The sequence below is a fragment of the Winogradskyella sp. 4-2091 genome, assembly GCF_045765065.1.
Classification (GTDB): domain Bacteria; phylum Bacteroidota; class Bacteroidia; order Flavobacteriales; family Flavobacteriaceae; genus Winogradskyella.
The window spans coordinates 23,901-46,973 of the sequence record NZ_JBJKOD010000002.1; the positions used below are offsets into that span (position 1 = coordinate 23,901).

Here is a 23,073-nt window from a genome sequence, read left to right on the forward strand (position 1 = left end):
ATTAAGCTCTAATTTGAGTTGTTTTATTTATTTTCTCTGGTTGTTTTTGGTTTTATCAAAAACGTAATCTATAACTTCTTTATGTCTTATTTTAGATCGTGTAGAACTACCTGCTGCTGGTGCACCATACGGTCTTCTACTCGCTGACCTAAATTGTTTTGCCTCTTCTAAATGCATTAATATATGACTGTAAGCTCCCATGTTTCTTGGTTCTTCCTGAGCCCAAACTACATCATCTGCATTTTTATATTTTGTAAGTATTTCTCTTATTTCTTTTACCGGCAACGGGAACAACTGCTCTAATCTTACTAAAGCAACATCATCTCTTTCTAATTTTTCTTGCTCTTCTAATAAATCATAATAGAATTTACCTGTAACAAAAACTAATGATTTCACTTTTGCTGCTTTAGCTGAAGCATCATCTATTAACATTTGAAAACTTCCTGTTGCAAATTCATCTACAGCAGAAACTACTTTTGGATGACGCAATAAACTCTTTGGCGTAAAAACAATTAATGGTTTTCTGTAATTGGCTTTCATTTGTTTACGTAACAAATGAAACATATTAGCTGGAGTTGTACAATCTGCAATAAACATATTGTCTTTTGCACACATTTGTAAATAACGCTCCATACGACCAGAAGAATGTTCTGCGCCTTGACCTTCATAACCATGTGGTAATAACATTACCAACCCATTAGAAGTTTTCCATTTATCTTCACCTGCAGATATATATTGATCTAACATAATTTGGGCTCCATTACTGAAATCTCCAAATTGCGCTTCCCAAATCGTTAATGTATTAGGGCTTGCCATGGCATAACCATAATCAAAACCTACAACACCATATTCTGATAATAATGAATTAAAAATATTAAATTGTCCTTGGTCTTCAGATACCTTCTTTAATAAAATAATCTCTTCTTCGCTATCCTCTACCTTCACAACAGCATGTCGATGTGAAAACGTTCCACGCTCAACATCCTGACCAGAAATTCTAACATTATAACCTTCTACAAGCAACGATCCATAAGCTAAATGCTCTGCCATTGCCCAATCTAAACGGTTTTCATCAAACATAGTTTGACGCGATTCAATTAATCGCTGTATTTTACGTATAAACTTTTTATCTGTTGGTAAGTTAGAAATTACCTTTGTTATATCTCTTAGAACTTCTTTAGATACTGTTGTATCCACTTGTTCCATCATTTTATTCTCTGTAACTCTAGAAAAACCTTTCCACTCCTCTTGCATAAAAGCAGTAATCTCAGTTTTATCTTCCTTTCTAGAATCTTCTAATTTTTCTTCTAATGATTCTTTGTAGCGTTTCTCAATATGTTTTACATAACCATCAGTAATCACACCTTCATCTAATAAACGCTGCGCATAAATATCTCTTGGGTTTTTATGCTTTGCAATCGCTTTATATAACAACGGCTGCGTAAATTTAGGTTCATCTCCTTCATTATGTCCATATTTTCTATAACCTAATAGGTCAATAAAAACATCGCGTTTAAACTTCATTCTAAAATGAAGTGCAAAAAGTGCAGCATGCACTACCGCTTCTGCATCATCTGAATTTACATGAAGAACTGGAGATAATGTAACTTTAGCAACATCTGTACAATACGTACTAGAACGTGCATCTAGGTAATTTGTAGTAAAACCAATTTGATTATTAACAACAATATGTATGGTTCCGTTTGTTTTGTAACCATCTAATTTTGCCATCTGCACAACTTCATAGACTAAACCTTGACCCGCAATTGCGGCATCACCATGCACAACAATAGGTAGTACTTGAGACGCATCTGTAATATCATCCTTATCTTGTTTTGCTCTAGTTATTCCTTGAACAACAGCACCAACAGTCTCTAAGTGAGATGGATTTGGCGCGATATTAAGATTAATCTTTTTATTATTATAAGTTTCGCGATTACTCGTCCAACCTAAGTGATATTTTACATCACCATCAAATACTTTTTCTTCGTAATCTTTTCCGTCAAATTCACTAAAGATATCTTTTGCAGATTTACCAAAAATGTTCGTTAAGGTACTTAAACGACCTCTATGAGCCATTCCCATTACAAACTCTTTTACGCCCTCATCAGCTGCTTTTTCAATTATAGCATCTACAGCAGGAATTAAAGATTCGTTTCCTTCTAAAGAAAAACGTTTCTGACCAACATATTTTGTATGCAAAAATGATTCAAAAGAAACCGCTTGGTTTAATTTTTTAAGAATATATTTCTTTTCGTCTGACGTAAATTTTGAATGATTATCATTTACATTCAACTTGTTCTGAATCCATTCAATTTCTTCAGGTTGTCTGATATACATGTATTCAATACCAATAGAATCACAATAAATGCTTTCTAAATGATCTATAATTGTCTGCAATGTAGCATTAGAACCTAGACCTAAAACCTCACCTGCTGAAAACACGGACTGCAAATCGCTTTGCTTTAGTCCAAAATTTTCTATTTCTAGCGTAGGTGCATATTTGCGTCGAGCTCTAACGGGATTCGTTTTTGTAAACAAATGACCTCTACTTCTATAACCATCAATCAGTTTTAAAATTTGAAATTCTTTTTGAAGCTGCTCTGGGATTTGCGCAGAAACACCTTCAACAATTTCGCCATCAAGGCCATAGTTTTCTGCTCCAAAATCATAACCTTGAAAAAAGGCACGCCAACTTGGCTCTACTGAATCTGGGTTTTTTAAATATTGATCGTATAAATCAGCAAAGTATGCTGTATGTGCTGCGTTGAGAAAGGAATATTTATCCATTATACTTTTTGAGACGTTGTCGTTTCAACATAATTTATTCAAAAATACAACTTTTACTAAAAATAGATAAGGTTTTATTATATTTATAACAAATTGAAAAAACAATTATGACTATCACAAATTATAAGCATTTATGCAACATTAAAACTAAATTAAGTCTTCTTTTATTATGTTTTTTTACTTTATTTTCATTTGCGCAAGATTCTAATACTGAAAATGAATTTTGGAATAACGTAGAATTTGGTGGCGGTTTAGGCTTAAATTTTGGAGATGGTTTTTTTAGCGCTGCCGTTTCGCCAAATGCATTATATAGATTTAGTCCGTATATAGCGACAGGAGTTGGGCTCAATTTCTCGTATAGTTCTCAAAAAGACTTATTTAAATCTACTGTATTGGGAGGAAGTGTTATTGGATTATTTAATCCTTATGAACTCGTACAAATATCTACAGAGTTTGAACAATTACATGTAAGTAGAAATTATAACCAAAATTTTGTTACTAATGCAGATGATGACTATTGGTATCCTGCTTTATTTTTAGGTCTTGGTTACTCTAGTAATAATGTAACGATTGGCATTAGATACGATGTATTATATGATGAAGATAAAAGTATCTACTCTGAGGCCTGGATGCCTTTTGTCCGTTTTTACTTTTAAGAAAATTTCGCCTTAAACCAAACTTTTTGCCATTCGCGTTGAAGAATTAAAAACGTTACGTCTTCCGATAATTTTACAGCATCACTCCCATCTAATTCTTTAATTTTCAATTCAGAAACATCTACGATATAAAGCAAATTAAGATAGTCTGAGAATTTAGAATTTATGAGGTTAAAAACGGTTTCTTGTAACACAAATTTTAAACTCGTAGGCAAGGTTTCTTCATCAAATTCTAAATCTATATTAGCATATAGTAAATCTTTATTAAGCTGAAGAATTAATTTTTTATACAGGTTCAAGCCTTCTGCTTCTGTAATTAGATCTTCAAAATTAGATGGCAAATTCATTAAACACGTCTGGTCATTAATTGTTCACCAAATACTCTTAATAACAGTTTCTTGTCCTCTGTAATATTTAAAGTTTCTAAAACATCAAAAGCTTTGTTTGTATAATCCTTTACAGCATTCTGAGTAGCTTCTGCTGCACCAGAATTTATAAATAGTTCTTTAACTTTCTCTACCTTATTCTCATTAGACAATTCAGAAATAGACATAAAAGTCTTTAAATTAAGTGCATCATCATCAGATCCCAACTCTAAGGTTTTTATATATAAATAAGTCTTTTTGTTTTCAATAATATCGCCACCAACTTGTTTTCCAAAAGTTTCAGGATTGCCAAAAGCATCTAAATAATCATCTTGTAATTGAAATGCAATACCTAAAAGTCTACCAAATTCGTAAATAGCATTTTGGTCTTCAATTGATGCTTTTGACACAATAGCTCCCATTTTCATAGCGGCACCAACTAACACTGCCGTTTTATACTCTATCATTTGTAGATACTGAGCAATGGTTACGTCATCTCGAGTTTCAAAATCAATATCATATTGCTGACCTTCACAAACTTCTAATGCCGTTTTGCTAAAGAGTTTAGCTAACGCTCTAAATGTATTGGACTCATAGTTTTCAAATAATTGATAAGCCATAATTAACATGGCATCACCAGAAAGAATACCTGTATTAAGATTCCATTTTTCATGAACTGTTTCTTTACCTCTTCGTAAAGGAGCGTCGTCCATAATATCATCATGTACTAAAGAAAAATTATGAAACACTTCAATAGACAAAGCCGCATCCATCGCTACTTCAGTAGTTCCCCCAAAAACCTCAGCAGTCATTAAGGTTAAAACTGGTCGTAATCGTTTACCACCTAATTGTAAAATATAATTAATAGGACTATAAAGATTTTGTGGCTCTTTATTTACTGTAAAACCTTCTAAATACTTTAGAAAGGACTCTTGGTACTTTTCAATATGTTCCATGTAACAAAAATAATGTTTTATACATATTATAAACTAACATTGGCCGTGTTAAAAAAATATTAAAACTTTGGAAACTTTTTTGGTTTTTAAAGTTTCCTATTGTAGATTTGCACCTCTATTAAAACGATTCTGACCCAACGGGACTTAATAAAATGAAGGAAAAAATAATAACAAAATCTACTGACTTGTTCTTAAACCTAGGTTTTAAGAGCGTTACCATGGATGATATTGCTAACGAAATGGGGATTTCTAAAAAAACCATTTATCAGCATTTTAAGAACAAAACGAAGTTAGTTGAAGCAACAGCTTTAAATGTTTTTGAAAATATTGCTTGTGGCATAGACCAGATATGTGCTTTGAATAAAAACCCTATTGAAGAAGTTTATAAAATTAAGCGTTTTGTGATGCACAACCTCAAGGACGAAAAATCATCGCCTCAATATCAATTGCAAAAGTATTATCCAAAAATTTATGCTACTCTAAAAGGGAAGCAATTTGAAAAGATGCTAGGTTGCGTAACACAAAATTTAGAAAGAGGAATAGCTCAAAATCTTTATAGAGATTCTATAGAAATTGATTTTGTAGCACGCTTGTACTTTAACAATATGGTTTCATTAAAAGATCAGGATATTTTTCCTCGAGAGCAATTCTCTATGCCAACATTAATGAATAATTATCTCGAATACCACTTAAGAGGTATTTGCTCAAATAAAGGATTAGAAACACTAACACAATTACATATCAATCAAAATTAAACAATGAAAAAAACACTTATCATAGTTGTAGGTTTCATTATTTTTCAAATGGGCTACTCGCAAGAACAGTCTCAAAATCTTTCGCTTCAAGAAGCTATTGACTTTGCTTTAGAAAATAATAGGTCTGCCATAAACGCTGCACGAGATATCGATGCTGCAGAACAACAGAAAAAAGAGACTACGGCTACCGGTTTACCTCAAATAAACGCTAGCATAGATTATCAAAACAATTTAAAACAACAAGTATCATTATTACCAGCTTCAGCTTTTGATCCGTTAAGTGGTATTAGACAATTAGAAGACTATTATGATTTAGAGGATCTTGAGATTCAAGCACTACCTGATGCTCCAGAAGGTTTTCTTCCTATAACGTTTGGTACTAAACACAGCATGACTGCTTTTGCTACTTTAAGTCAAAAAATCTTTGACGGCTCTTATTTAGTAGGTTTACAATCAGCTAAAGTATTTTTAGAGATTTCAAAAAATGCCAAAATTAAAACAGATTTAGAAGTTAGAAAAGCAGTTATTGAAGCTTACGGAAATGTGCTTTTAGCAGAAGAAAGTATTCAAATTTTAGAACGTAATATAAAAGTGCTAGATAAAAACCTTTTTGAAACTGAAAAAATATACCAAAACGGATTAGGCGAAGAGGAAAGTGTAGAGCAACTACAAATTACATTATCTGGTGTAAAAAGTAATTTAAATAATGTTGAGAGATTAAAAACTTTAGCTTATCAAATGCTAAATATTACGTTAGGATTAGATATTTATAATGATTTAGTTTTAACAGACAATCTTGAAACGTTAACTAATGAAAATATTTCATTATCAATATTAGAGGCTGACAATAATCCTGAAGCTACTATTGATTACTTAATCGCTGAGAACGATAAAACCTCAAAAGAATTATTATTAAAATTAGAAAAAAGTAAAGCATTACCAACACTTAACGCTTTTATAAATGGCGGTTATTCTGGTTTTGGCGATGACTTTAATTTTACTAAGAAAAGTCAAGATTGGTTTGGCTCTTCATTATTTGGCGTAAGCTTAGATATCCCAATTTTTAGTTCTGGTATGCGAAATGCATCTACACAACGTGCAAAAATTAATCTTGAAAAAGCTGAAACTGAATTAACCGAAACGGAACAACGTATTAAACTTCAGATAGCATCAGCGAAAAGTGATTATCAATTTGCTATTGAGGATTACGAGAACAAAAAGCAAAATTTAAACCTTGCAGAGCGTATAGAAACAAAAAATCAAACCAAGTTTTTTGAAGGTATTGGATCTAGTTTTGAGTTACGCCAAGCACAAACCCAATTATATACAGCACAGCAAGAGTTGCTTCAAGCCATGCTAGATGTTATTAATACCAAAGCAACTTTAGAAACTGCATTAAACACTACAATTTTAAATTAATCAATCATGAAAAACATATATTCAATTGTAATCATCACGTTACTTTTAGTCTCATGTGGAGGCGAAAAGAAAAATTCTACAGCAAAAGTCTTAGAAAGTAACAGCTTAGAAACTATTCGTAAAAAACGAGGCGAATTAGTAAATGAGCAACAAGTTATTAATGATCAAATAAAACAATTAGACGAGAAAATAAAAAGTTTAGATACGACTCAAAACATTCCCTTAATTACAACGCTTACCGCGAAAACAGAAAAATTTGAGCACCAATTAGAACTTCAAGGTAATGTTACTACCAAAAATTTATTAACCATTACGCCAGAGTATAATGGTATTTTAACACGTGTTTATGTAAAAGAGGGGCAAAAAGTTAGAAAAGGACAATTACTTGCCAAAATTGATGATGGTGGATTAAGCCAACAAGTGGCGCAGTTAAAAATTCAATCCGAATTAGCAAAAACGACTTATGAGCGTCAAAAACGTCTTTGGGATCAGAACATTGGTAGTGAAATTCAGTATTTACAAGCTAAATCTACTTACGAATCTCAGCAAGAAGCCGTAAGTCAATTACAACAGCAAATTGCAAAAACTACAGTCAAAGCACCTTTTTCTGGAACTATCGATGATGTTATTACAGAACAAGGAAGTGTTGTTGCGGCAGGCCAGTCACAGTTAATGCGTATTGTAAATCTTGATGATATGTACATTGAGGTAGAAGTGCCAGAAAGTTATATATCTAATATTGTTAAGGGTAAGAAGGTTGTGGTTGAAATACCTGTTCTAGGAAAAACAATTGAAACCGAAATTCGTCAAGCAAGTGATTTTATCAATCCTGCTAACAGAACATTTAGAGCAGAAATTGAAGTTGCTAACAAAGACAAGGACATTAAGCCTAATCTTACAGCGCGTTTAAAAATCAATGACTATACAAGTGAAAATGCCATTTTAATTCCACAAAGTGTGATTTCAGAAAATGCAGATGGAGAACAATATGTTTACGTAGTAACTGATAAAGATGGAAAAGGTATTGGTACAGCAAAACGAATTATTATTGAAACCGGAAAAACACAAGGTGATGTTATTGAGGTTCTTAAGAACTTAGAATCTGGAGCAGAAATCGTAAAAGAAGGTGCTCGTAGTGTTAAAGACGGACAGTCAGTAGAGGTAATCAGCTATAAAGAAGTAGGCAATGAGTAGTAATAAGAAAAAAAATACCGAGAAGGAATTTGGGATGTCCTCGTGGGCAATTAATAACAAAACCACGATGTATGTTCTTATCGCAGTCTTTTTTTATTTAGGGATCTCTGCTTTTTTTAGCATGCCTAGAGAAAATTTCCCTGAGGTAAACGAAACTAAAATCTATGTGAGTACAGTATATCCTGGTAATACCGCAGAAGATATTGAAAAACTAATAATTGATCCATTAGAAGACAAATTAAAAACCGTTAGTAACGTTGTAGAAACAACATCGACTTCTCAAGAAGATTACGGAATGCTAATTGTTGAGTTTGATGAAGGTATCACTGTAGAAGGTGCTTTACAAAAGGTAAAAGACGAAATTGATACAGAAACCTCTAGTGAGGATTGGCCAACATTTAATGGTGCAAAAGTAGAACCAGATGTGTTTGAATTAAGTCTTTCTGAAGAAATGCCAATTCTAAACATTAATATTTCAGGAGATTATCCTATTGAAAAATTAAAGGATTTTGCTGAATATCTTCAAGATGAAATAGAAAATCTTCAAGAAATTAAAAAGGCAGATATTAGAGGTGCTCAAGAAAAAGAGGTCGAAGTTGCTGTAGACATTTATAAGATGATGGCTGCAAAAGTAACATTCAGTGATATACTTGGTGCCATTAATAATGGTAACGTAACGCAATCTGCTGGTAACTTAAAAAGTAGTGGTCAACGCAGAACGATTAGAATCATTGGAGAAATAGAAAAACCATCAGAATTAGAAAACTTTGTAGTCAAAGCAGAGAATGGAAACGCTATTTACTTAAAGGATGTTGCGTCTGTGTCTTTTAAAGAAGAAGATAAAACAACCTTTGCTAGAAAATCTGGAAAACCTGTAGTAATGCTCGATGTAAAAAAACGAGCAGGAAAAAACATGGTTGCTGCGGCTGAGCAAATTCAAGTGATTGTAGAAGAGGCTAAAGCAAATGTATTTCCTCAAGATTTAGTGGTTTCTATCACTAACGATCAATCTGAAAAAACAATAGGACAAGTAGATGATTTGGTAAATAACATCATTTTTGGAGTTATTTTAGTAGTTACAGTTTTAATGTTCTTCTTAGGATTTAAAAACGCGCTTTTCGTTGGGTTTGCTATACCAATGTCAATGTTTATGTCATTGATGATATTAAACCTTATTGGTTATAGTTTAAATACTATGGTGCTTTTTGGTTTAATTATGGGACTTGGTATGTTGGTAGATAACGGAATTGTGGTTGTTGAAAACGTATATAGACTCATGGAAGAGGAAGGCATGACCAGAATTGAAGCTGCCAAAAAAGGTATTGGAGAAATTGCGTTTCCTATTATTATTTCTACAGCGACTACTGTTGCCGCCTTTGTTCCTTTAGGGCTTTGGCCAGGAATCATGGGAGAGTTTATGAAAATTTTACCTATAACGCTATCTATTGTATTAGGCTCATCTTTATTTGTGGCCATATTTTTTAACTCGGTTTTAGTATCGAGATATATGACTACGGAAGATAAAGACATGCCTATTAATCAAATTATAAGAACTACAATTATTGTTGCCGTAATTGGTATACTTATTCTTGTGTTTGGTGGAGCGTATAGAGGTTTAGGAACCATAATGATTTTTACAGCTATTATGTTGTGGGCTTATCGTTTCTTTATTAGAAAATGGGCAAATCGTTTCCAAAACAAATCTTTAGTAAAATTAGAGAATTGGTACGAGCGTCAATTACGTTGGGCACTTTCTGGTTGGAAACCTCAAATTCTAACGGCATCTACAGTTCTTCTATTAATTGCTTCATTTGTTGCCTTTGGAATTTCAGTGTCTAAACAACGAACTAAAATTGAGTTTTTCCCAGACAACAAACCAAATCAGATTATTGTATATATAGAATATCCTGAAGGTACAGCAATAGAAAAAACTAATGCTATAACTAAGCAAATAGAAAGCCGAGTATATGATGTAATCAATAATGATTATTATATGGATGGTGATAGGAATTTCTTAGTAGAAAGTGCGGTTTCACAAGTTGGTGCTGGTGCCGGAAATCCTAATACAGATTCAGGTTCTTCCGCAGAAATGCCTCATAAAGCTAAGATTACAGCCTCTATGCGAGAGTATAAATACCGTCGTGGTGAAGACAGTGAAATTTTACGCCAAAAAGTTCAAACTGCATTAGTAGGTATATATCCTGGTGTTATTATTTCGGTTGAAAAAGATGTTAACGGACCACCAGCTGGTTCGCCAATTAATATTGAGATTGAAGGTGATGATTATGTAGAATTGATTTCTACAGCAGAAAAAATGCGTGAGTTTATCAATTCTAAAAATGTAGCTGGTATTGATGAACTTAAAATTGATGTTAACAAGGATAAACCAACAATGTTGGTTGAAATTGATAGACAAAAAGCAGGAGAACTAGGTGTTAGTGCACTTCAGATTGGTAGTCAACTGAGAAATTCAATTTTTGGATCTAAGGCTGGTATCTATAAGGAAGATGGAGAAGACTATGATATTTATGTGCGTTTCAATGAAGAAAACAGATACAACACTAGTGCTTTATTTAACCAGAATATAACGTTTAGAGATAATACTGGTCAACTTAAAGAAGTGCCATTATCTGCTGTTGCAAAACAAAAAAATAATTCTGGTTTTAATGCTATTAAGCATAAAGATGCTAAGCGTGTTGTAACTGTTTATTCCGCATTAGCGCCAGGTTTTACAGATGCAGGTGCTATTGTAACTCAGATTCAGAATGAAATGAAAAGCTTTGAAGGTTTATCTGAAGATATCCATATTGACTACACAGGTCAAATTGAAGAACAGAATAAGCAAATGGCATTCTTAATGGGTGCATTCTTTACTGGTTTAGGTTTAATATTTTTCATCCTTATATTTCAATTCAACTCTGTTTCTAAACCAACGATTATAATGATCGCTATTTTCTTAAGTTTCATTGGTGTATTTGGAGGTATCGTAATCTCTGGAAGTGCCTTTGTAATTATGATGACTATGGTTGGTATTATTTCACTAGCCGGAATTGTGGTAAATAATGGTGTTGTTCTCTTAGATTATGCACAACTACTAATAGATAGAAAGAAAAACGAACTCGATTTACATGAAGATCAATTATTAGTAAAAGAAGATCTTTTTGAAAGCATTGTAAAAGCAGGAAAAGCACGTTTAAGACCTGTTTTATTAACAGCCATTACAACTATTTTAGGGCTAATACCTTTGGCAATTGGATTAAATATTAATTTCTTTACGCTGTTTGCCGATTTTGATCCAAATATTTATATGGGTGGAGATAACGTGGTATTTTGGGGACCATTAGCTTGGACTGTAATTTACGGATTACTTATTGCAACATTCTTAACATTAATCGTTGTTCCTATCCTTTTCTATTTAAGTGTAAGACTTAAAATGTGGATGAATAAATCTAGAGTGGCTTCTACTTATGAAGTTAGACCTCAAGAATCCTTTGTTATTAACGAAAGTTTAGATGAAAACACCATCTAGAACAAACTATAGATAAATTAGACAAAAAGCCTCAACAATTGTTGAGGCTTTTTATTTTATACTCATTTAACTTCCTTAAATTTGCAACCGCATTCATCTATGCATTCGCAATGATGAGTAAAATTAAAATTTCATTATGTACAGAAGTCACAATTGTGGTGAATTAAGAGCATCACACAGCAATACAGAGGTTACACTTTCGGGTTGGGTTCAAGGAATAAGAGATAAAGGGTTTATGATTTATCTCGATCTTAGAGATCGTTATGGTATTACTCAGCTTTATTTTGATGAAGAACGCAGTTCTAAAGACTTAATGGATCGAGCATCTAAATTAGGACGTGAGTTTGTTATACAAGTTAAAGGCACTGTGATTGAACGTGCTTCAAAAAACCCTAATATTCCAACAGGCGAAATTGAATTATTAGTTTCAGAATTAATAGTGCTTAATAGTTCATTAGTTCCACCTTTTACTATTGAAGATAAAACTGATGGTGGCGACGATTTACGAATGAAATATCGTTACTTAGACATTAGACGTAATCCTGTAAAAGAAAGCTTAATCTTTAGATCAAAAGTGACTCAAGAAGTTAGAAATTATCTTTCAGGAGATGGTTTTATAGAAGTTGAAACACCATATTTAATAAAATCTACACCAGAAGGTGCTCGTGATTTTGTGGTACCTTCTCGTATGAACGAAGGTCAGTTTTATGCACTTCCACAATCGCCTCAAACTTTTAAGCAGTTGCTTATGGTTGGTGGCATGGATAAATACTTTCAGATTGTAAAGTGTTTTAGAGATGAAGATTTACGTGCAGATAGACAACCAGAATTCACGCAGATTGATTGTGAAATGGCTTTTGTAGAACAAGAAGATATTCTAAATGTCTTTGAAGGTTTAACGCGTCACTTACTTAAAGAAGTAAATGGTGTTGAGATTGAAAAATTCCCGCGAATGCTTTATGACGATGCTATGCGTTTATACGGAAATGACAAACCAGATATTAGATTTGGAATGGAGTTCGCCGAGCTTAACGAGGTAACACAACACAAAGATTTCGGTGTTTTTAATAGTGCTGAATTGGTTGTAGGTATTGCAGTACCAGGAGGAAATAGTTACACGAGAAAAGAAATTGACAACATAATAAAATGGGTAAAGCGTCCACAAGTTGGTGCTTTAGGCATGATCTATAGTCGTTGTAATGACGATGGCACATTTAAATCTTCAGTAGACAAATTCTACGATCAAGATGATTTAGCTAAATGGGCAGAAGCAACAGGAGCAAAAGCTGGCGATTTAGTTTGTGTACTATCAGGAGATACTAATAAAGTAAGAGCGCAACTAAGTGCGTTACGTATGGAATTAGCAGAACGTTTAGGCTTACGAGATCCTAAAGTATTTGCACCTCTTTGGGTTATAGATTTCCCATTATTAGAGTTAGATGAAGAAACTGGCCATTACCATGCCATGCATCATCCGTTTACATCGCCAAAACCAGGACAAATAGAATTGTTAGATACCAATCCTGGTGATGTAAAAGCTAATGCTTACGATTTAGTATTGAATGGAAATGAAATTGGAGGTGGATCTATAAGAATTCATGACAAAGCTACTCAAGCCATCATGCTAAAACACTTAGGGTTTTCTGATGAAGATGCTAGAGCACAGTTTGGTTTCTTAATGGATGCTTTCGAGTATGGCGCACCACCACATGGAGGTTTAGCTTTTGGTTTAGACAGATTGGTTGCCATTTTAGGAGGCCAAGAAACCATACGAGATTTTATTGCATTCCCTAAAAACAATTCGGGACGAGATGTGATGATTGATGCACCTGCACCAATTGATGATGAACAACTTGAAGAATTGAGTTTGAAACTTAATTTAAAATCTTAAACAATTAAAATCCTGCTTTTTGCAGGATTTTTTAGTAGATTTAAGTAATGCCAAAAACAAAACTATATAAACGTTTATTGCTATTGAGATATAAATATGTCTCTGAAAAGAACTTTATATTTCTGTTAAGTCTAATTATTGGATTGTTAGCTGGTATTGTTTCCGTAACCATTAAAAATGTCACTTTTGCTATAGAAGCTTTTTTAGAAAAAGGAATTTACTTTTCAAATAATCAGCTTTATTTTATTTTGCCTGTTATTGGGTTGTTGTTGGTTTACTTATTTGTGAAATATGTCTCAAAAAAACCAAGTGGACATGCTATACCCTCAATACTTTATTCGTTATCAAAACGAGGAGGTATTATTGATAAAAAGAACATTTATTTACCTTTAATTACGGCTCCATTGACCGTTGGTTTTGGAGGTTCGGTCGGTTTACTAGGACCTGCGATTGCTTCAGCTTCAGCTATAAGTTCTAATTTAGGTCAACTACTTCATATCGACAGAAAAAAACGAAGTCTTTTAATTGCCTGTGCTGCTGCAGGAGCTATTGCGTCTATATTTAAATCGCCAATTGCCGCCATTATTTTTGCTATCGAAGTCTTTAGCTTAGACCTAACGTTCGCTTCTTTACTTCCGCTGTTAATTGCTTCTGTATCTTCGGTTATTACCTCTTACTTTTTTTTAGGAGACAGTGTACTTTTCAACTTTACAGTTTCAGAAAAATTCATGATTAAAGACACCTTATTCTATGTTCTATTGGGTATTGGTACTGGCGTGGCTTCCATCTATTTTTCAAAAATATATTTTGCTATTACTGGGTTTTTCAATCGTTTTAAATCAGCTCAGCATAAATTTATAATTGGTGGTTTAGCCATTGGTGTGATGCTCTTTTTTATTCCACCACTCTACGGTGAAGGTTTTAGTTTTATTAATGATTTAATGTTAGGAAACGATATTAAAGCCTTAGGAAACACTCCATTTGATGAACACTTAGATAATATTTGGATTGTAATAGCCTTACTTTTTGGTATAACATTATTTAAAGCTATTGCCATGACTACTACTTTTGCTGCAGGTGGAACTGGTGGAATAATTATTCCGACTTTAGTAATGGGAAGTGCTCTAGGTAATGTTGTGGCCAAAGTGATAAATAATTGCGGACTGAACTTTTCAGTATCCGAAGCTAATTTTACCTTAATTGGTATGGCTGGTCTTATTGCAGGTGTGCTTCATGCGCCATTAACAGCTATTTTCTTAATTGCTGAAATTACTGGTGGTTATGAATTATTTGTACCATTAATGATTACGGCTTCCATGTCATTTATAATTAATAAAAATGGTTTAGATCACACCATTTACACTAAAGAATTGTTGGAGAAAGGAGCCCTATTAACACAAGATAAAGATCAAAGCGTCTTAACCTTGATGAAACTCGACTCTGTAATAGAGCAAGATTTTATAGCTCTACATCCCGAAATGAGCTTAGGAGATATGTTAAAAGAAGGCGTTTCAAAATCTAGTAGAAATCTATTTCCTGTTACAGATTCTAAAGGCATGTTTGTTGGTATTATTTTATTAGATGATATTCGTTCTGTGATGTTTGATCAATCACTTTATCGATCTACAACTGTAGAAACTTTTATGCATCAAGCACCAGAATATATTATTTATGAAAAAGATTCCATGCAAACAGTGATGAAAAAATTTCAAGATTCTAATGCATGGAATTTACCTGTTATAAAAAACAATAAATATTATGGATTTGTGTCTAAATCAAAATTACTAACGGCTTATAGAACCGAATTAATTAACTTTACATCTTAGATTTATTTAAAAATCCATGATAAAATTATCTCAATGAAGCCTATTAAGATTATAACATTTATTGCATTTCTAGTTTCATTTGCCAGTATTATCTGTGGTTTAATTTTAGAAGTAGACTACAAACAGAAACTTATAGGATTTGGTGTTCTCGGCTTGTTTTTTGTTGTTTTTCCATTGTTTTCATATTACAGATGGAAAGACAAAGATGTTAAAGATTATATGCTAACGAAGGAGAATCTTGACAAAATGCGTGAAAACCAACGTGATTTGAGAAAATAATTCGCAAATTTCCTACAAATCACAAATACACTTGAAATCCTTTAATAATAGGACTTAACAAAGCTTTTTAAAAATCAACTTAACTCATTGACTCTCAATATTGAAGCTAAATCTCAAAATAAAACGATTTCTTAACATTAGCGTTTATTTTTATAGTATCTTTGCACTTTAATTTTTATAATATTATATAATGACTGGAACAGTTAAATTTTTTAATGATTCAAAAGGATTTGGATTCATTACCAACGAAGAAACAGGAAAAGACATCTTTGTACACGTATCAAACCTTAATGGCGTAGAATTACGTGAAGGTGACAACGTAGAGTACGATGAAGAAGAAGGAAGAAAAGGAATGGTAGCTGCAAACGTGCAGGTACTATAAGTATATATCTTATTAGTTTCAACGCTCAACCTATGGTTGGGCGTTTTTTTTGCCCTATTGCGAACTAAAAAACTAATTGTTAACCAATTACACCACCTTTATTCCTAATTAATTGAGCCTTCTACTCAAAAACTATTGGTAATTTTGATTTCAAAATCTTTGCTATATAGTAAGGCTGTGTCATTACACTAGTTGCATTTCCTATTGGAGCACTATGCTTCACTTGAATCAATTTATTATCTGAAGTTGTTGAGACTGCAACATCAATTTTGTGTCCTCCACTACCTTTTACGCTTTCAAAAACGGCAATAACATCATATTTTGAAAAATCAATCTTAGTTTCACTAAAACCAGACGATACTTTATTTACGGAATCTATTTGATTTAATAATTGGGTCCAATCGTTTTCATTAGTAATAACTAAATTTTGCTTTTCAAGACCCTCAGATCCTGAACCGTAAAGATTTCCCTTAGATATTAGAGTCGCTTCAACTTGTTTGTTTACCATTTCGGTACTGGTTTTATTGCATTTACATCCAAAAGTAACTATTAAGGCTAGTAATATTAAAGTCTTTATTTTCATGATTAATATATTTTAAATTAATTCAAATTCCGTTTTTCTATAAAAAAACGTTTCATTAAAGCTGATGCCTCTTCTGCCAAAACACCACTAACTACTTCTGTTTTGGGATGTAATGTTGTACCCATTATTTTGTATCCTCTTTGTGTATCTGAAGCTCCAAACACTATTTTAGAAATTTGGCTCCAATACAATGCTCCTGCACACATCTGACATGGCTCTAAAGTAACATACAGCGTACATTTGTTTAGATATTTTCCACCCAAAAAGTTCGCTGCAGATGTAATAGCCTGCATTTCTGCGTGAGCCGTAACATCATTTAATAACTCCGTTAAATTATGCGTTCTTGCTATGATTCTATTTTCTACTACAATTACTGCGCCAACCGGAATTTCCCCTTTTTCAAAAGCAATTTCAGCTTCCTGAAGCGCTTTTTTCATAAAGTAGGTATCGTCATAAGGATTTATCATAGTTGTAAAAATACAATTTCAAAATTATAATGATTAATCACGGCAAGAAATTTGATGCTATCAAACAAAGCCATCAATTATGAAATCTAACTATTCTATTTCTATTCCAAAACCATGCCATGAAGATTGGGCTAAAATGACATCTAATGAAAAAGGTCGGTTTTGCCAATCGTGTTCAAAAACGGTCATTGATTTTACTAATATGCCTGAAGAACATTTAAAAAAATACTTAGCACTCAATAGCAAAAAGAATATATGTGGCCGATTTAAAATTTCTCAACTCGAAGAAATAAGAATTAAAATTCCTCAGCAATTAATTGAACAAGAAACCAGTTTTCATAAGTTATTTCTTTTAGTATTACTCATTGCTATGGGAACGACATTATTCAATTGTTCTGACCAAAACGGAAACACTAAAAAGATTAATGTTGTTGAAGTTGTAGATTCATTAAAAACAAAACCTGAAACAGATTGTAAACTTGAAACAGATACGGTTAAACCTCTTATCGATAATTACAAACAAACACCTTCTAAAAAACACAAACCACCTATTCCTATACTAACAGGCGTTGTGGTTATTGAAAAGTCTTCAGAAAACGAACCTGTAGAATTAAATAATGTCGAAAACACTGAAGAAATCATAGATGATGAAATTGTTGTTGGCTATATAGTTGTAGAGCAGCCACCAGAATTTAAAGGCACACCCAATAATCTTTCAAATTCTGAAAAGAAGACATACATGACTAATAAAATTAAAGAGATCATTATTGATAATTTTAATAAAGCTATTGGTAAGCAACTAAATTTAAAAGGTAAACAAAGAATAATAGTGCAATTTAAAATCAATGAAAATGGGCTCGTTACCAATATAAAGGCAAGAGCTACACATCTAGAATTAGAAAATGAGGCAAAGCGTGTCATTAAACTATTACCACAATTTATTCCAGGCAAACAAAGCGGAAAAAACATTGGCGTTGTTTATTCTTTACCAATTGTATTTATAGTCGAAGACTAATAAAATCTCGTATTTTTACAATGTGAAAACGTCGTTTTTAAAACAAATTAATTTACCTAAAGATTTACGTCTTCTTAATCAAGAAGACTTACCTCATCTTGCGAAAGAGTTACGGGACTTTATTATTGATATCGTTGCAACAAAGGAAGGTCATTTAGGGGCAAGTCTAGGCGTTGTAGAACTAACTATTGCTTTACATTACGTTTTTAATACACCAAATGACGAATTAATTTGGGATGTTGGCCACCAAGCGTATGGTCACAAAATACTCACTGGACGAAAAGAAATTTTTGACACTAACAGACAACTTAATGGTATCAGTGGATTTCCAAAACGTGGCGAGAGTGAATACGATTCCTTTGGTGTTGGTCACTCGTCTACCTCAATTTCTGCAGCCTTAGGTATGGCAATTGCTTCGCAATTAAATGGCGAAGACAAACACCATATCGCAGTGATTGGAGATGCATCAATTGCAAGCGGAATGGCTTTTGAAGGTTTAAATCATGCTGGAGTTACCAATGCTAATCTTTTAGTCATTTTAAATGATAATGCTATTGGAATTGATCCAAGCGTTGGTGCTTTAAAACAATATTTAACCAATGTAAAAAAAGGGACTGAGAAGCAAGATAACATTTTTGAAGCTTTAAATTTTAATTACTCTGGTCCTATTGATGGTCATGATTTACCAACTTTGATTTCAGAATTAAAAAGACTTAAAACGATTAAAGGTCCAAAATTTTTACACATCATTACAACCAAAGGTAAAGGCTTAAGACAAGCTGAAGAAAATCAAGTTAAATATCACGCACCTGGAAAATTTGATGCCAAAACAGGTGAGTTAGTTACAAAACATAACTCAGATCAAGAAACTCCTAAATATCAAGATGTTTTTGGGGAAACCATTGTTGAGTTAGCTTTAAAGAACGAAAAAATTGTAGGTATTACACCTGCTATGCCTACAGGAAGTTCATTAAAATATATGATGGAAACCATTCCCAATCGTGCTTTTGATGTTGGCATTGCAGAACAACACGCCGTTACTTTAGCGGCTGGTATGGCAACACAAGGACTCATTCCTTTTTGTAATATATATTCTACTTTTTTACAACGTGCTTATGACCAAGTGATACATGACGTGGCTTTACAGAAATTACCCGTAATTTTTTGTTTAGACAGAGCAGGATTGGTTGGCGAAGATGGAGCAACACATCATGGCGTTTTTGATTTAGCCTATTTAAATTGTATCCCTAACTTAGTGATTTTTGCACCAAGAAATGCTATTGCATTAAGACATATAATGTATACAGTTCAATTAGGTATTGATTTCCCAATCGCCATAAGATATCCAAGAGGTCGAGGTCATTTAATAGATTGGAAAAGACCTTTTGAAAAAATTGAAATTGGTAAAGGTGTTTGTTTAAGCGAAGGAGAAAGTGTTGCGGTACTTTCCGTTGGCACTATTGCGCATAGTATAGAAAATGCTATAAAAGAAATAGATACAGAACATAACGTAGGGCATTATGATATGCAGTTTATAAAACCCTTAGACCAAACATTATTACATAATGTTTTTCAGCATTATGATGCTATTATTACGGTTGAAGATGGTACAATCATTGGCGGATTTGGCAGTTCTATTTTAGCTTTTGCTAATGCCAATAATTATAGTCAAAAAATAGTGACCCTAGGTATTGAAGATCAATTTGTAGAACATGGTACAACAGAGCAATTAAATAAACTTCAGCACTTAGATGTAGTATCATTAAAAAAAGAAATAGAACAATTACTCTTCTCTCTCAACGACAGCCATTTCTGATGAATTTTCAACAGACTGCTCAATTTCCGCAGGTTTATTAACTGAATAATTTTCCGTGTTTGGGCTAGAAATATCATCTAACATCAAAAGGCAAGTCACAACAACAAAGAATATAACTAGTCCTCCAAGTATATTATTTCTCATAAGTAGGTTTTTTAATAGCTTGAATATCAGGTAAATTAAAACTATTTATCGCTAAAAAACAAATTTATTCGATGAAATGCACTTTCTGTTAAATTTGACCTTTCAATTTCTTATGTAATAACATCGCATTAGTGTCTGATAATTTTGAAATATAAAGGCAAATCGCCAGAAGATTATTATACAAAGATTTAGTGCCTAATTTAATAGTTTCAGGAAGACTATTTAAAAGCAGCTTGTCGTAATTAGTGATGTTGCCATCAAAATAACGAAATGCCATCTTACCGTAAGCTACCAAAAGCTGATTTAAAATTTCGTAGCCTGCAATTTCCTTATTTATAACGTCCTTAGATTGATATACATTTTTAATACTAATATTAATTATATCTTTTATTTGGGCTTTATATTGACTAACATCTAATAATGCTGTTTCAAATTTACCTGCTAAAATGCGCTCTTCATGTTCCATAAACAGTGAAGCAGCTTCATTAATTAATCTACCAATTGCTAATGCTCTTAAATAACTAATTCTATCCTCAGTTGTTCTTAAAGCATTATAATTTTCGGTTTTAATACTGTCTCTAACTAAATTAATTAAATATTCTAACGCGTATTCTTCTTGAATTAATCCAAGGTTAATACCATCTTCAAAATCAATAATTGTATAACAGATATCATCCGCAGCCTCTACCAAAAACGCTAAAGGATGACGTTGATAACTCAAATTATTTTCACTGCGTTTTGTTAAACCTAATTCCGTTACTACATCTTCAAACATTTGCTTTTCACTCTGAAAAAACCCATATTTCTTATCTACTATATGAGCACTTGGCTTTTTGGGTAAGGATTCTTTTGGGTATTTTGTAAAAGCTCCTAAGGTTGCATAACTCAATCTCAATCCACCTTCACGACCTTCTCTACTTTCGGTTAAAATCTTAAATCCGTTAGCATTTCCTTCAAAGTCACATAAATCTTGGTATTCTTTATCTGTTAAAAAGCTTTTGAAATCTGCACCATCTCCTTCTTTAAAATAAGCACCAATGGCTTTTTCGCCAGAATGACCAAAAGGAGGATTACCTATATCATGAGCTAAAGCGGCTGCAGCTACAATAGCACCAAAATCATTCATTGTATAACCGTGTACACTAGCTAAATGCGGATGTTTCTTTAATAACATTTGCCCAACCTTGCGTCCTAACGACCTTCCTACAACACTGACCTCAAGACTATGTGTTAATCTGGTATGAACAAAATCGGTTTTTGATAAAGGCACAACTTGAGTTTTATCTTGTAGACCTCTAAATTCAGAAGAAAATATAATTCTATCATAATCTACCTCAAACCCTAAACGTGTTTCATCTTGTTCTTTTCTTAATCTTTTGTTAGTGTCGCCAAAGCGTTTTAAGGACAGTAATTGTTCCCAATTCATAGTTATAGTCTTAGATAGATGCAAGATAAATAAATTGCTATACAATCGATTATTTAATACAAAGTTAGATGCTAAAATTTTCAATGTTAAGCCATTGTTTCCTTAATATAAATTCGCTTAATATTTAGCTAACAATAAACTAACCTTTTAGTGACAAATCATTAATTTTTATATAACCTTGAAACAAAGTAATGATAGTTTCTTTGCAGCGTAAAATGAACAAATCAAACTGAACAATAAATTTTTACTCATGAAAAAATTACTTTTAATTACTTTAATCGCTTCTTCACTAGTATTTACTAGCTGTTTTAAAGATGATGATACTCCTATAATAATAGAAGAAACTACAATATACATTAACGATAATGGTGGTGGAACAGTAGATTGTCCAATCGTTGCAGTTACAGGTGCTATTACAGAAAGTACAACATGGACTGCTGATAACATTTACCAATTAAACCAAAAAGTGGTTGTAAGTGAAGGTGTTAATTTAACAATTAATCCTGGTACAATTATTAAAGGTTCTGCTGGTACTGGTTCTTTAGCTTCTGCTTTAATCGTGGCTAGAGGTGCAACATTAAATGCACAAGGTACTGCTGACCAACCAATTATTTTTACATCTACTAGTGATGATATTTCTTGTGGTGAAACTGCAGGTACAAACTTAGATGAAAATGACAGAGGTCTTTGGGGTGGATTAATTGTATTAGGTTATGCACCATGTTCTTTTTCTGGTGATATTACTGAAGCTCAAATTGAAGGAATTCCTGCTGCTGATACATTTGGACTTTATGGCGGTTCTGATGCTGCTGATAGCTCTGGTGTTTTGCAATACATCTCTATTCGTCATGGTGGTGCATTAATTGGAGAAGGAAACGAAATTAATGGATTAACACTTGGTGGTGTAGGTTCTGGTACTGTAATTAACAATATAGAAGTTGTTGGAAACGTAGATGACGGTATTGAATTTTTCGGTGGAACTGTTGATGCTTCTAATTTATTAGTATGGGCTCAAGGTGATGATGCTTTAGATATTGACCAAGCTTATTCTGGCACTATTGATAATGCTGTTGTTGTATTAGGAGATTTTTCTGATCATGCTTTTGAAATTGATGGTCCTGAAGGAACTGCTACTGGTTCATTTACTTTACAAAATGCAACTATCATTGGTAACACAGTTACAGAAAATGGTGAGTACGCTGATTATAGAAGTAACGCAATGGGAACAACAAGTAACATTTTTGCATACGGATTTAAAGATTCATCTGATGTAGAATTAGACAACGATGGTGTTGCTACTAATTACAACGATGGTTTAATCACATTTGGAGCTTGGGAAATAGTTTTACCAACAGGTGTTGCTACTGCTGCTGATATTTTTGTTAACAAAGCAGAAACAGTAACGGTAACTGGATTTGGTTCTACTGCTACGGCTGTAACAGCAGGTTCTCAAACTGTAGGAGCTACGACTTCAAACTTAAGCTGGACATACGCAAATACTGCTGCAGGTTTAGGCTTCTAAAAATCACAATTAACTTTTTGCCCATCGATTATTTATTAGTCGATGGGCTATTTAAATA

The 23,073-nt window shown here is 32.9% G+C and carries 19 protein-coding genes; 12 read left to right on the plus strand and 7 right to left on the minus strand.

Translation table 11 applies throughout. The features are described from left to right. Window positions 1-27: 27 nt before the first annotated feature. A complete protein-coding gene (locus ACJBCC_RS02520; RefSeq protein ID WP_407556310.1) occupies window positions 28-2,790 on the minus strand; it encodes a 2-oxoglutarate dehydrogenase E1 component in 2,763 nt (920 codons plus the stop codon). 107 nt (window positions 2,791-2,897) lie between these two features. Between ACJBCC_RS02520 and ACJBCC_RS02525 the strand changes: the two genes are divergently transcribed. Then, the gene (locus tag ACJBCC_RS02525; RefSeq protein WP_299098550.1) at window positions 2,898-3,446 is read left to right on the plus strand and encodes an alpha-ketoglutarate decarboxylase; all 549 of its coding nucleotides are present in this window, start codon (window positions 2,898-2,900) and stop codon (window positions 3,444-3,446) included. Here ACJBCC_RS02525 and ACJBCC_RS02530 read toward each other — a convergent pair. Together ACJBCC_RS02530 and ACJBCC_RS02535 are read right to left on the minus strand one after the other, a co-directional pair. Then, window positions 3,443-3,793 (minus strand): hypothetical protein, encoded by a 351-nt coding sequence (locus tag ACJBCC_RS02530; RefSeq protein ID WP_299098549.1) that lies wholly within the window; start codon window positions 3,791-3,793, stop codon window positions 3,443-3,445. The genes ACJBCC_RS02525 and ACJBCC_RS02530 overlap by 4 nt on opposite strands. Beyond that, window positions 3,793-4,767: a polyprenyl synthetase family protein gene (locus tag ACJBCC_RS02535; protein ID WP_407556311.1), complete on the minus strand. Its 975-nt coding sequence runs from the start codon at window positions 4,765-4,767 to the stop codon at window positions 3,793-3,795. Before ACJBCC_RS02535 ends, ACJBCC_RS02530 begins: the two co-directional genes overlap by 1 nt. A 152-nt stretch (window positions 4,768-4,919) precedes the next feature. On the opposite strand from ACJBCC_RS02535, the gene ACJBCC_RS02540 reads away from it, so the two are divergent. The 8 genes from ACJBCC_RS02540 to ACJBCC_RS02575 all read left to right on the plus strand — a co-directional run bounded on the left by ACJBCC_RS02540 (window position 4,920) and on the right by ACJBCC_RS02575 (window position 16,042). Beyond that, window positions 4,920-5,522: a TetR/AcrR family transcriptional regulator gene (locus tag ACJBCC_RS02540; RefSeq protein ID WP_407556312.1), complete on the plus strand. Its 603-nt coding sequence runs from the start codon at window positions 4,920-4,922 to the stop codon at window positions 5,520-5,522. 3 nt (window positions 5,523-5,525) lie between these two features. Next, entirely contained in the window at window positions 5,526-6,941 is a 1,416-nt protein-coding gene (locus ACJBCC_RS02545) for a TolC family protein (RefSeq protein WP_407556313.1), read from the plus strand. Between the two features lie 6 nt (window positions 6,942-6,947). Then, entirely contained in the window at window positions 6,948-8,135 is a 1,188-nt protein-coding gene (locus ACJBCC_RS02550) for an efflux RND transporter periplasmic adaptor subunit (protein ID WP_407556314.1), read from the plus strand. Next, on the plus strand, window positions 8,128-11,664 hold the full coding sequence (locus ACJBCC_RS02555) for an efflux RND transporter permease subunit (RefSeq protein ID WP_407556315.1): 3,537 nt from the start codon (window positions 8,128-8,130) through the stop codon (window positions 11,662-11,664). The genes ACJBCC_RS02550 and ACJBCC_RS02555 overlap by 8 nt, the downstream gene beginning before the upstream one ends. Window positions 11,665-11,800: 136 nt before the next feature. Beyond that, window positions 11,801-13,555 (plus strand): aspartate--tRNA ligase, encoded by a 1,755-nt coding sequence (gene aspS, locus ACJBCC_RS02560; protein ID WP_299098543.1) that lies wholly within the window; start codon window positions 11,801-11,803, stop codon window positions 13,553-13,555. A gap of 47 nt (window positions 13,556-13,602) precedes the next feature. Next, complete coding sequence (locus ACJBCC_RS02565; protein WP_407556316.1) at window positions 13,603-15,381, plus strand: chloride channel protein; 1,779 nt, start codon at window positions 13,603-13,605, stop codon at window positions 15,379-15,381. Window positions 15,382-15,414: 33 nt separating this feature from the next. After that, on the plus strand, window positions 15,415-15,660 hold the full coding sequence (locus tag ACJBCC_RS02570; protein ID WP_407556317.1) for a hypothetical protein: 246 nt from the start codon (window positions 15,415-15,417) through the stop codon (window positions 15,658-15,660). A gap of 190 nt (window positions 15,661-15,850) precedes the next feature. Further along, on the plus strand, window positions 15,851-16,042 hold the full coding sequence (locus ACJBCC_RS02575) for a cold-shock protein (protein WP_173279522.1): 192 nt from the start codon (window positions 15,851-15,853) through the stop codon (window positions 16,040-16,042). Window positions 16,043-16,163: 121 nt separating this feature from the next. Here the strand turns inward: ACJBCC_RS02575 and ACJBCC_RS02580 are convergent, their stop codons facing one another. Beyond that, a complete protein-coding gene (locus ACJBCC_RS02580) occupies window positions 16,164-16,625 on the minus strand; it encodes a hypothetical protein (RefSeq protein ID WP_299098539.1) in 462 nt (153 codons plus the stop codon). A gap of 17 nt (window positions 16,626-16,642) precedes the next feature. Next, window positions 16,643-17,092, minus strand: coding sequence for a nucleoside deaminase (locus ACJBCC_RS02585; RefSeq protein ID WP_299098538.1), 450 nt, complete (start codon window positions 17,090-17,092; stop codon window positions 16,643-16,645). Between the two features lie 79 nt (window positions 17,093-17,171). Between ACJBCC_RS02585 and ACJBCC_RS02590 the strand changes: the two genes are divergently transcribed. Next, window positions 17,172-18,107, plus strand: a complete 936-nt coding sequence (locus tag ACJBCC_RS02590) for an energy transducer TonB (protein WP_407556318.1) — start codon at window positions 17,172-17,174, stop codon at window positions 18,105-18,107. Between the two features lie 22 nt (window positions 18,108-18,129). After that, entirely contained in the window at window positions 18,130-19,923 is a 1,794-nt protein-coding gene (locus ACJBCC_RS02595; protein ID WP_407556319.1) for a 1-deoxy-D-xylulose-5-phosphate synthase, read from the plus strand. On the opposite strand, the gene ACJBCC_RS02600 is transcribed toward ACJBCC_RS02595, so the two are convergent. Both ACJBCC_RS02600 and dgt read right to left on the minus strand, forming a co-directional pair. Then, complete coding sequence (locus ACJBCC_RS02600; protein ID WP_299098535.1) at window positions 19,891-20,067, minus strand: hypothetical protein; 177 nt, start codon at window positions 20,065-20,067, stop codon at window positions 19,891-19,893. The genes ACJBCC_RS02595 and ACJBCC_RS02600 overlap by 33 nt on opposite strands. 88 nt (window positions 20,068-20,155) lie before the next feature. After that, window positions 20,156-21,493, minus strand: a complete 1,338-nt coding sequence (gene dgt / locus ACJBCC_RS02605) for a dGTP triphosphohydrolase (RefSeq protein WP_407556320.1) — start codon at window positions 21,491-21,493, stop codon at window positions 20,156-20,158. Between the two features lie 250 nt (window positions 21,494-21,743). Here dgt and ACJBCC_RS02610 point away from each other — a divergent pair, with 250 nt between their 5' ends. Continuing rightward, window positions 21,744-23,015 (plus strand): hypothetical protein, encoded by a 1,272-nt coding sequence (locus ACJBCC_RS02610; RefSeq protein WP_407556321.1) that lies wholly within the window; start codon window positions 21,744-21,746, stop codon window positions 23,013-23,015. The last annotated feature ends 58 nt before the right edge of the window (window positions 23,016-23,073 follow it).

Excerpts from the sequence above, each read along its gene's own strand:
- ACJBCC_RS02530 (WP_299098549.1), bottom strand. The coding sequence starts at position 3,793 with ATGAATTTGCCATCTAATTTTGAAGATCTAATTACAGAAGCAGAAGGC.
- ACJBCC_RS02580 (WP_299098539.1), bottom strand. The coding sequence starts at position 16,625 with ATGAAAATAAAGACTTTAATATTACTAGCCTTAATAGTTACTTTTGGA.
- ACJBCC_RS02545 (WP_407556313.1), top strand. The coding sequence starts at position 5,526 with ATGAAAAAAACACTTATCATAGTTGTAGGTTTCATTATTTTTCAAATG.
- ACJBCC_RS02600 (WP_299098535.1), bottom strand. The coding sequence starts at position 20,067 with ATGAGAAATAATATACTTGGAGGACTAGTTATATTCTTTGTTGTTGTG.
- ACJBCC_RS02550 (WP_407556314.1), top strand. The coding sequence starts at position 6,948 with ATGAAAAACATATATTCAATTGTAATCATCACGTTACTTTTAGTCTCA.
- ACJBCC_RS02540 (WP_407556312.1), top strand. The coding sequence starts at position 4,920 with ATGAAGGAAAAAATAATAACAAAATCTACTGACTTGTTCTTAAACCTA.
- ACJBCC_RS02590 (WP_407556318.1), top strand. The coding sequence starts at position 17,172 with ATGAAATCTAACTATTCTATTTCTATTCCAAAACCATGCCATGAAGAT.
- ACJBCC_RS02585 (WP_299098538.1), bottom strand. The coding sequence starts at position 17,092 with ATGATAAATCCTTATGACGATACCTACTTTATGAAAAAAGCGCTTCAG.
- ACJBCC_RS02570 (WP_407556317.1), top strand. The coding sequence starts at position 15,415 with ATGAAGCCTATTAAGATTATAACATTTATTGCATTTCTAGTTTCATTT.
- ACJBCC_RS02525 (WP_299098550.1), top strand. The coding sequence starts at position 2,898 with ATGACTATCACAAATTATAAGCATTTATGCAACATTAAAACTAAATTA.
- ACJBCC_RS02555 (WP_407556315.1), top strand. The coding sequence starts at position 8,128 with ATGAGTAGTAATAAGAAAAAAAATACCGAGAAGGAATTTGGGATGTCC.
- dgt (WP_407556320.1), bottom strand. The coding sequence starts at position 21,493 with ATGAATTGGGAACAATTACTGTCCTTAAAACGCTTTGGCGACACTAAC.
- ACJBCC_RS02610 (WP_407556321.1), top strand. The coding sequence starts at position 21,744 with ATGAAAAAATTACTTTTAATTACTTTAATCGCTTCTTCACTAGTATTT.
- aspS (WP_299098543.1), top strand. The coding sequence starts at position 11,801 with ATGTACAGAAGTCACAATTGTGGTGAATTAAGAGCATCACACAGCAAT.
- ACJBCC_RS02535 (WP_407556311.1), bottom strand. The coding sequence starts at position 4,767 with ATGGAACATATTGAAAAGTACCAAGAGTCCTTTCTAAAGTATTTAGAA.
- ACJBCC_RS02565 (WP_407556316.1), top strand. The coding sequence starts at position 13,603 with ATGCCAAAAACAAAACTATATAAACGTTTATTGCTATTGAGATATAAA.
- ACJBCC_RS02520 (WP_407556310.1), bottom strand. The coding sequence starts at position 2,790 with ATGGATAAATATTCCTTTCTCAACGCAGCACATACAGCATACTTTGCT.
- ACJBCC_RS02575 (WP_173279522.1), top strand. The coding sequence starts at position 15,851 with ATGACTGGAACAGTTAAATTTTTTAATGATTCAAAAGGATTTGGATTC.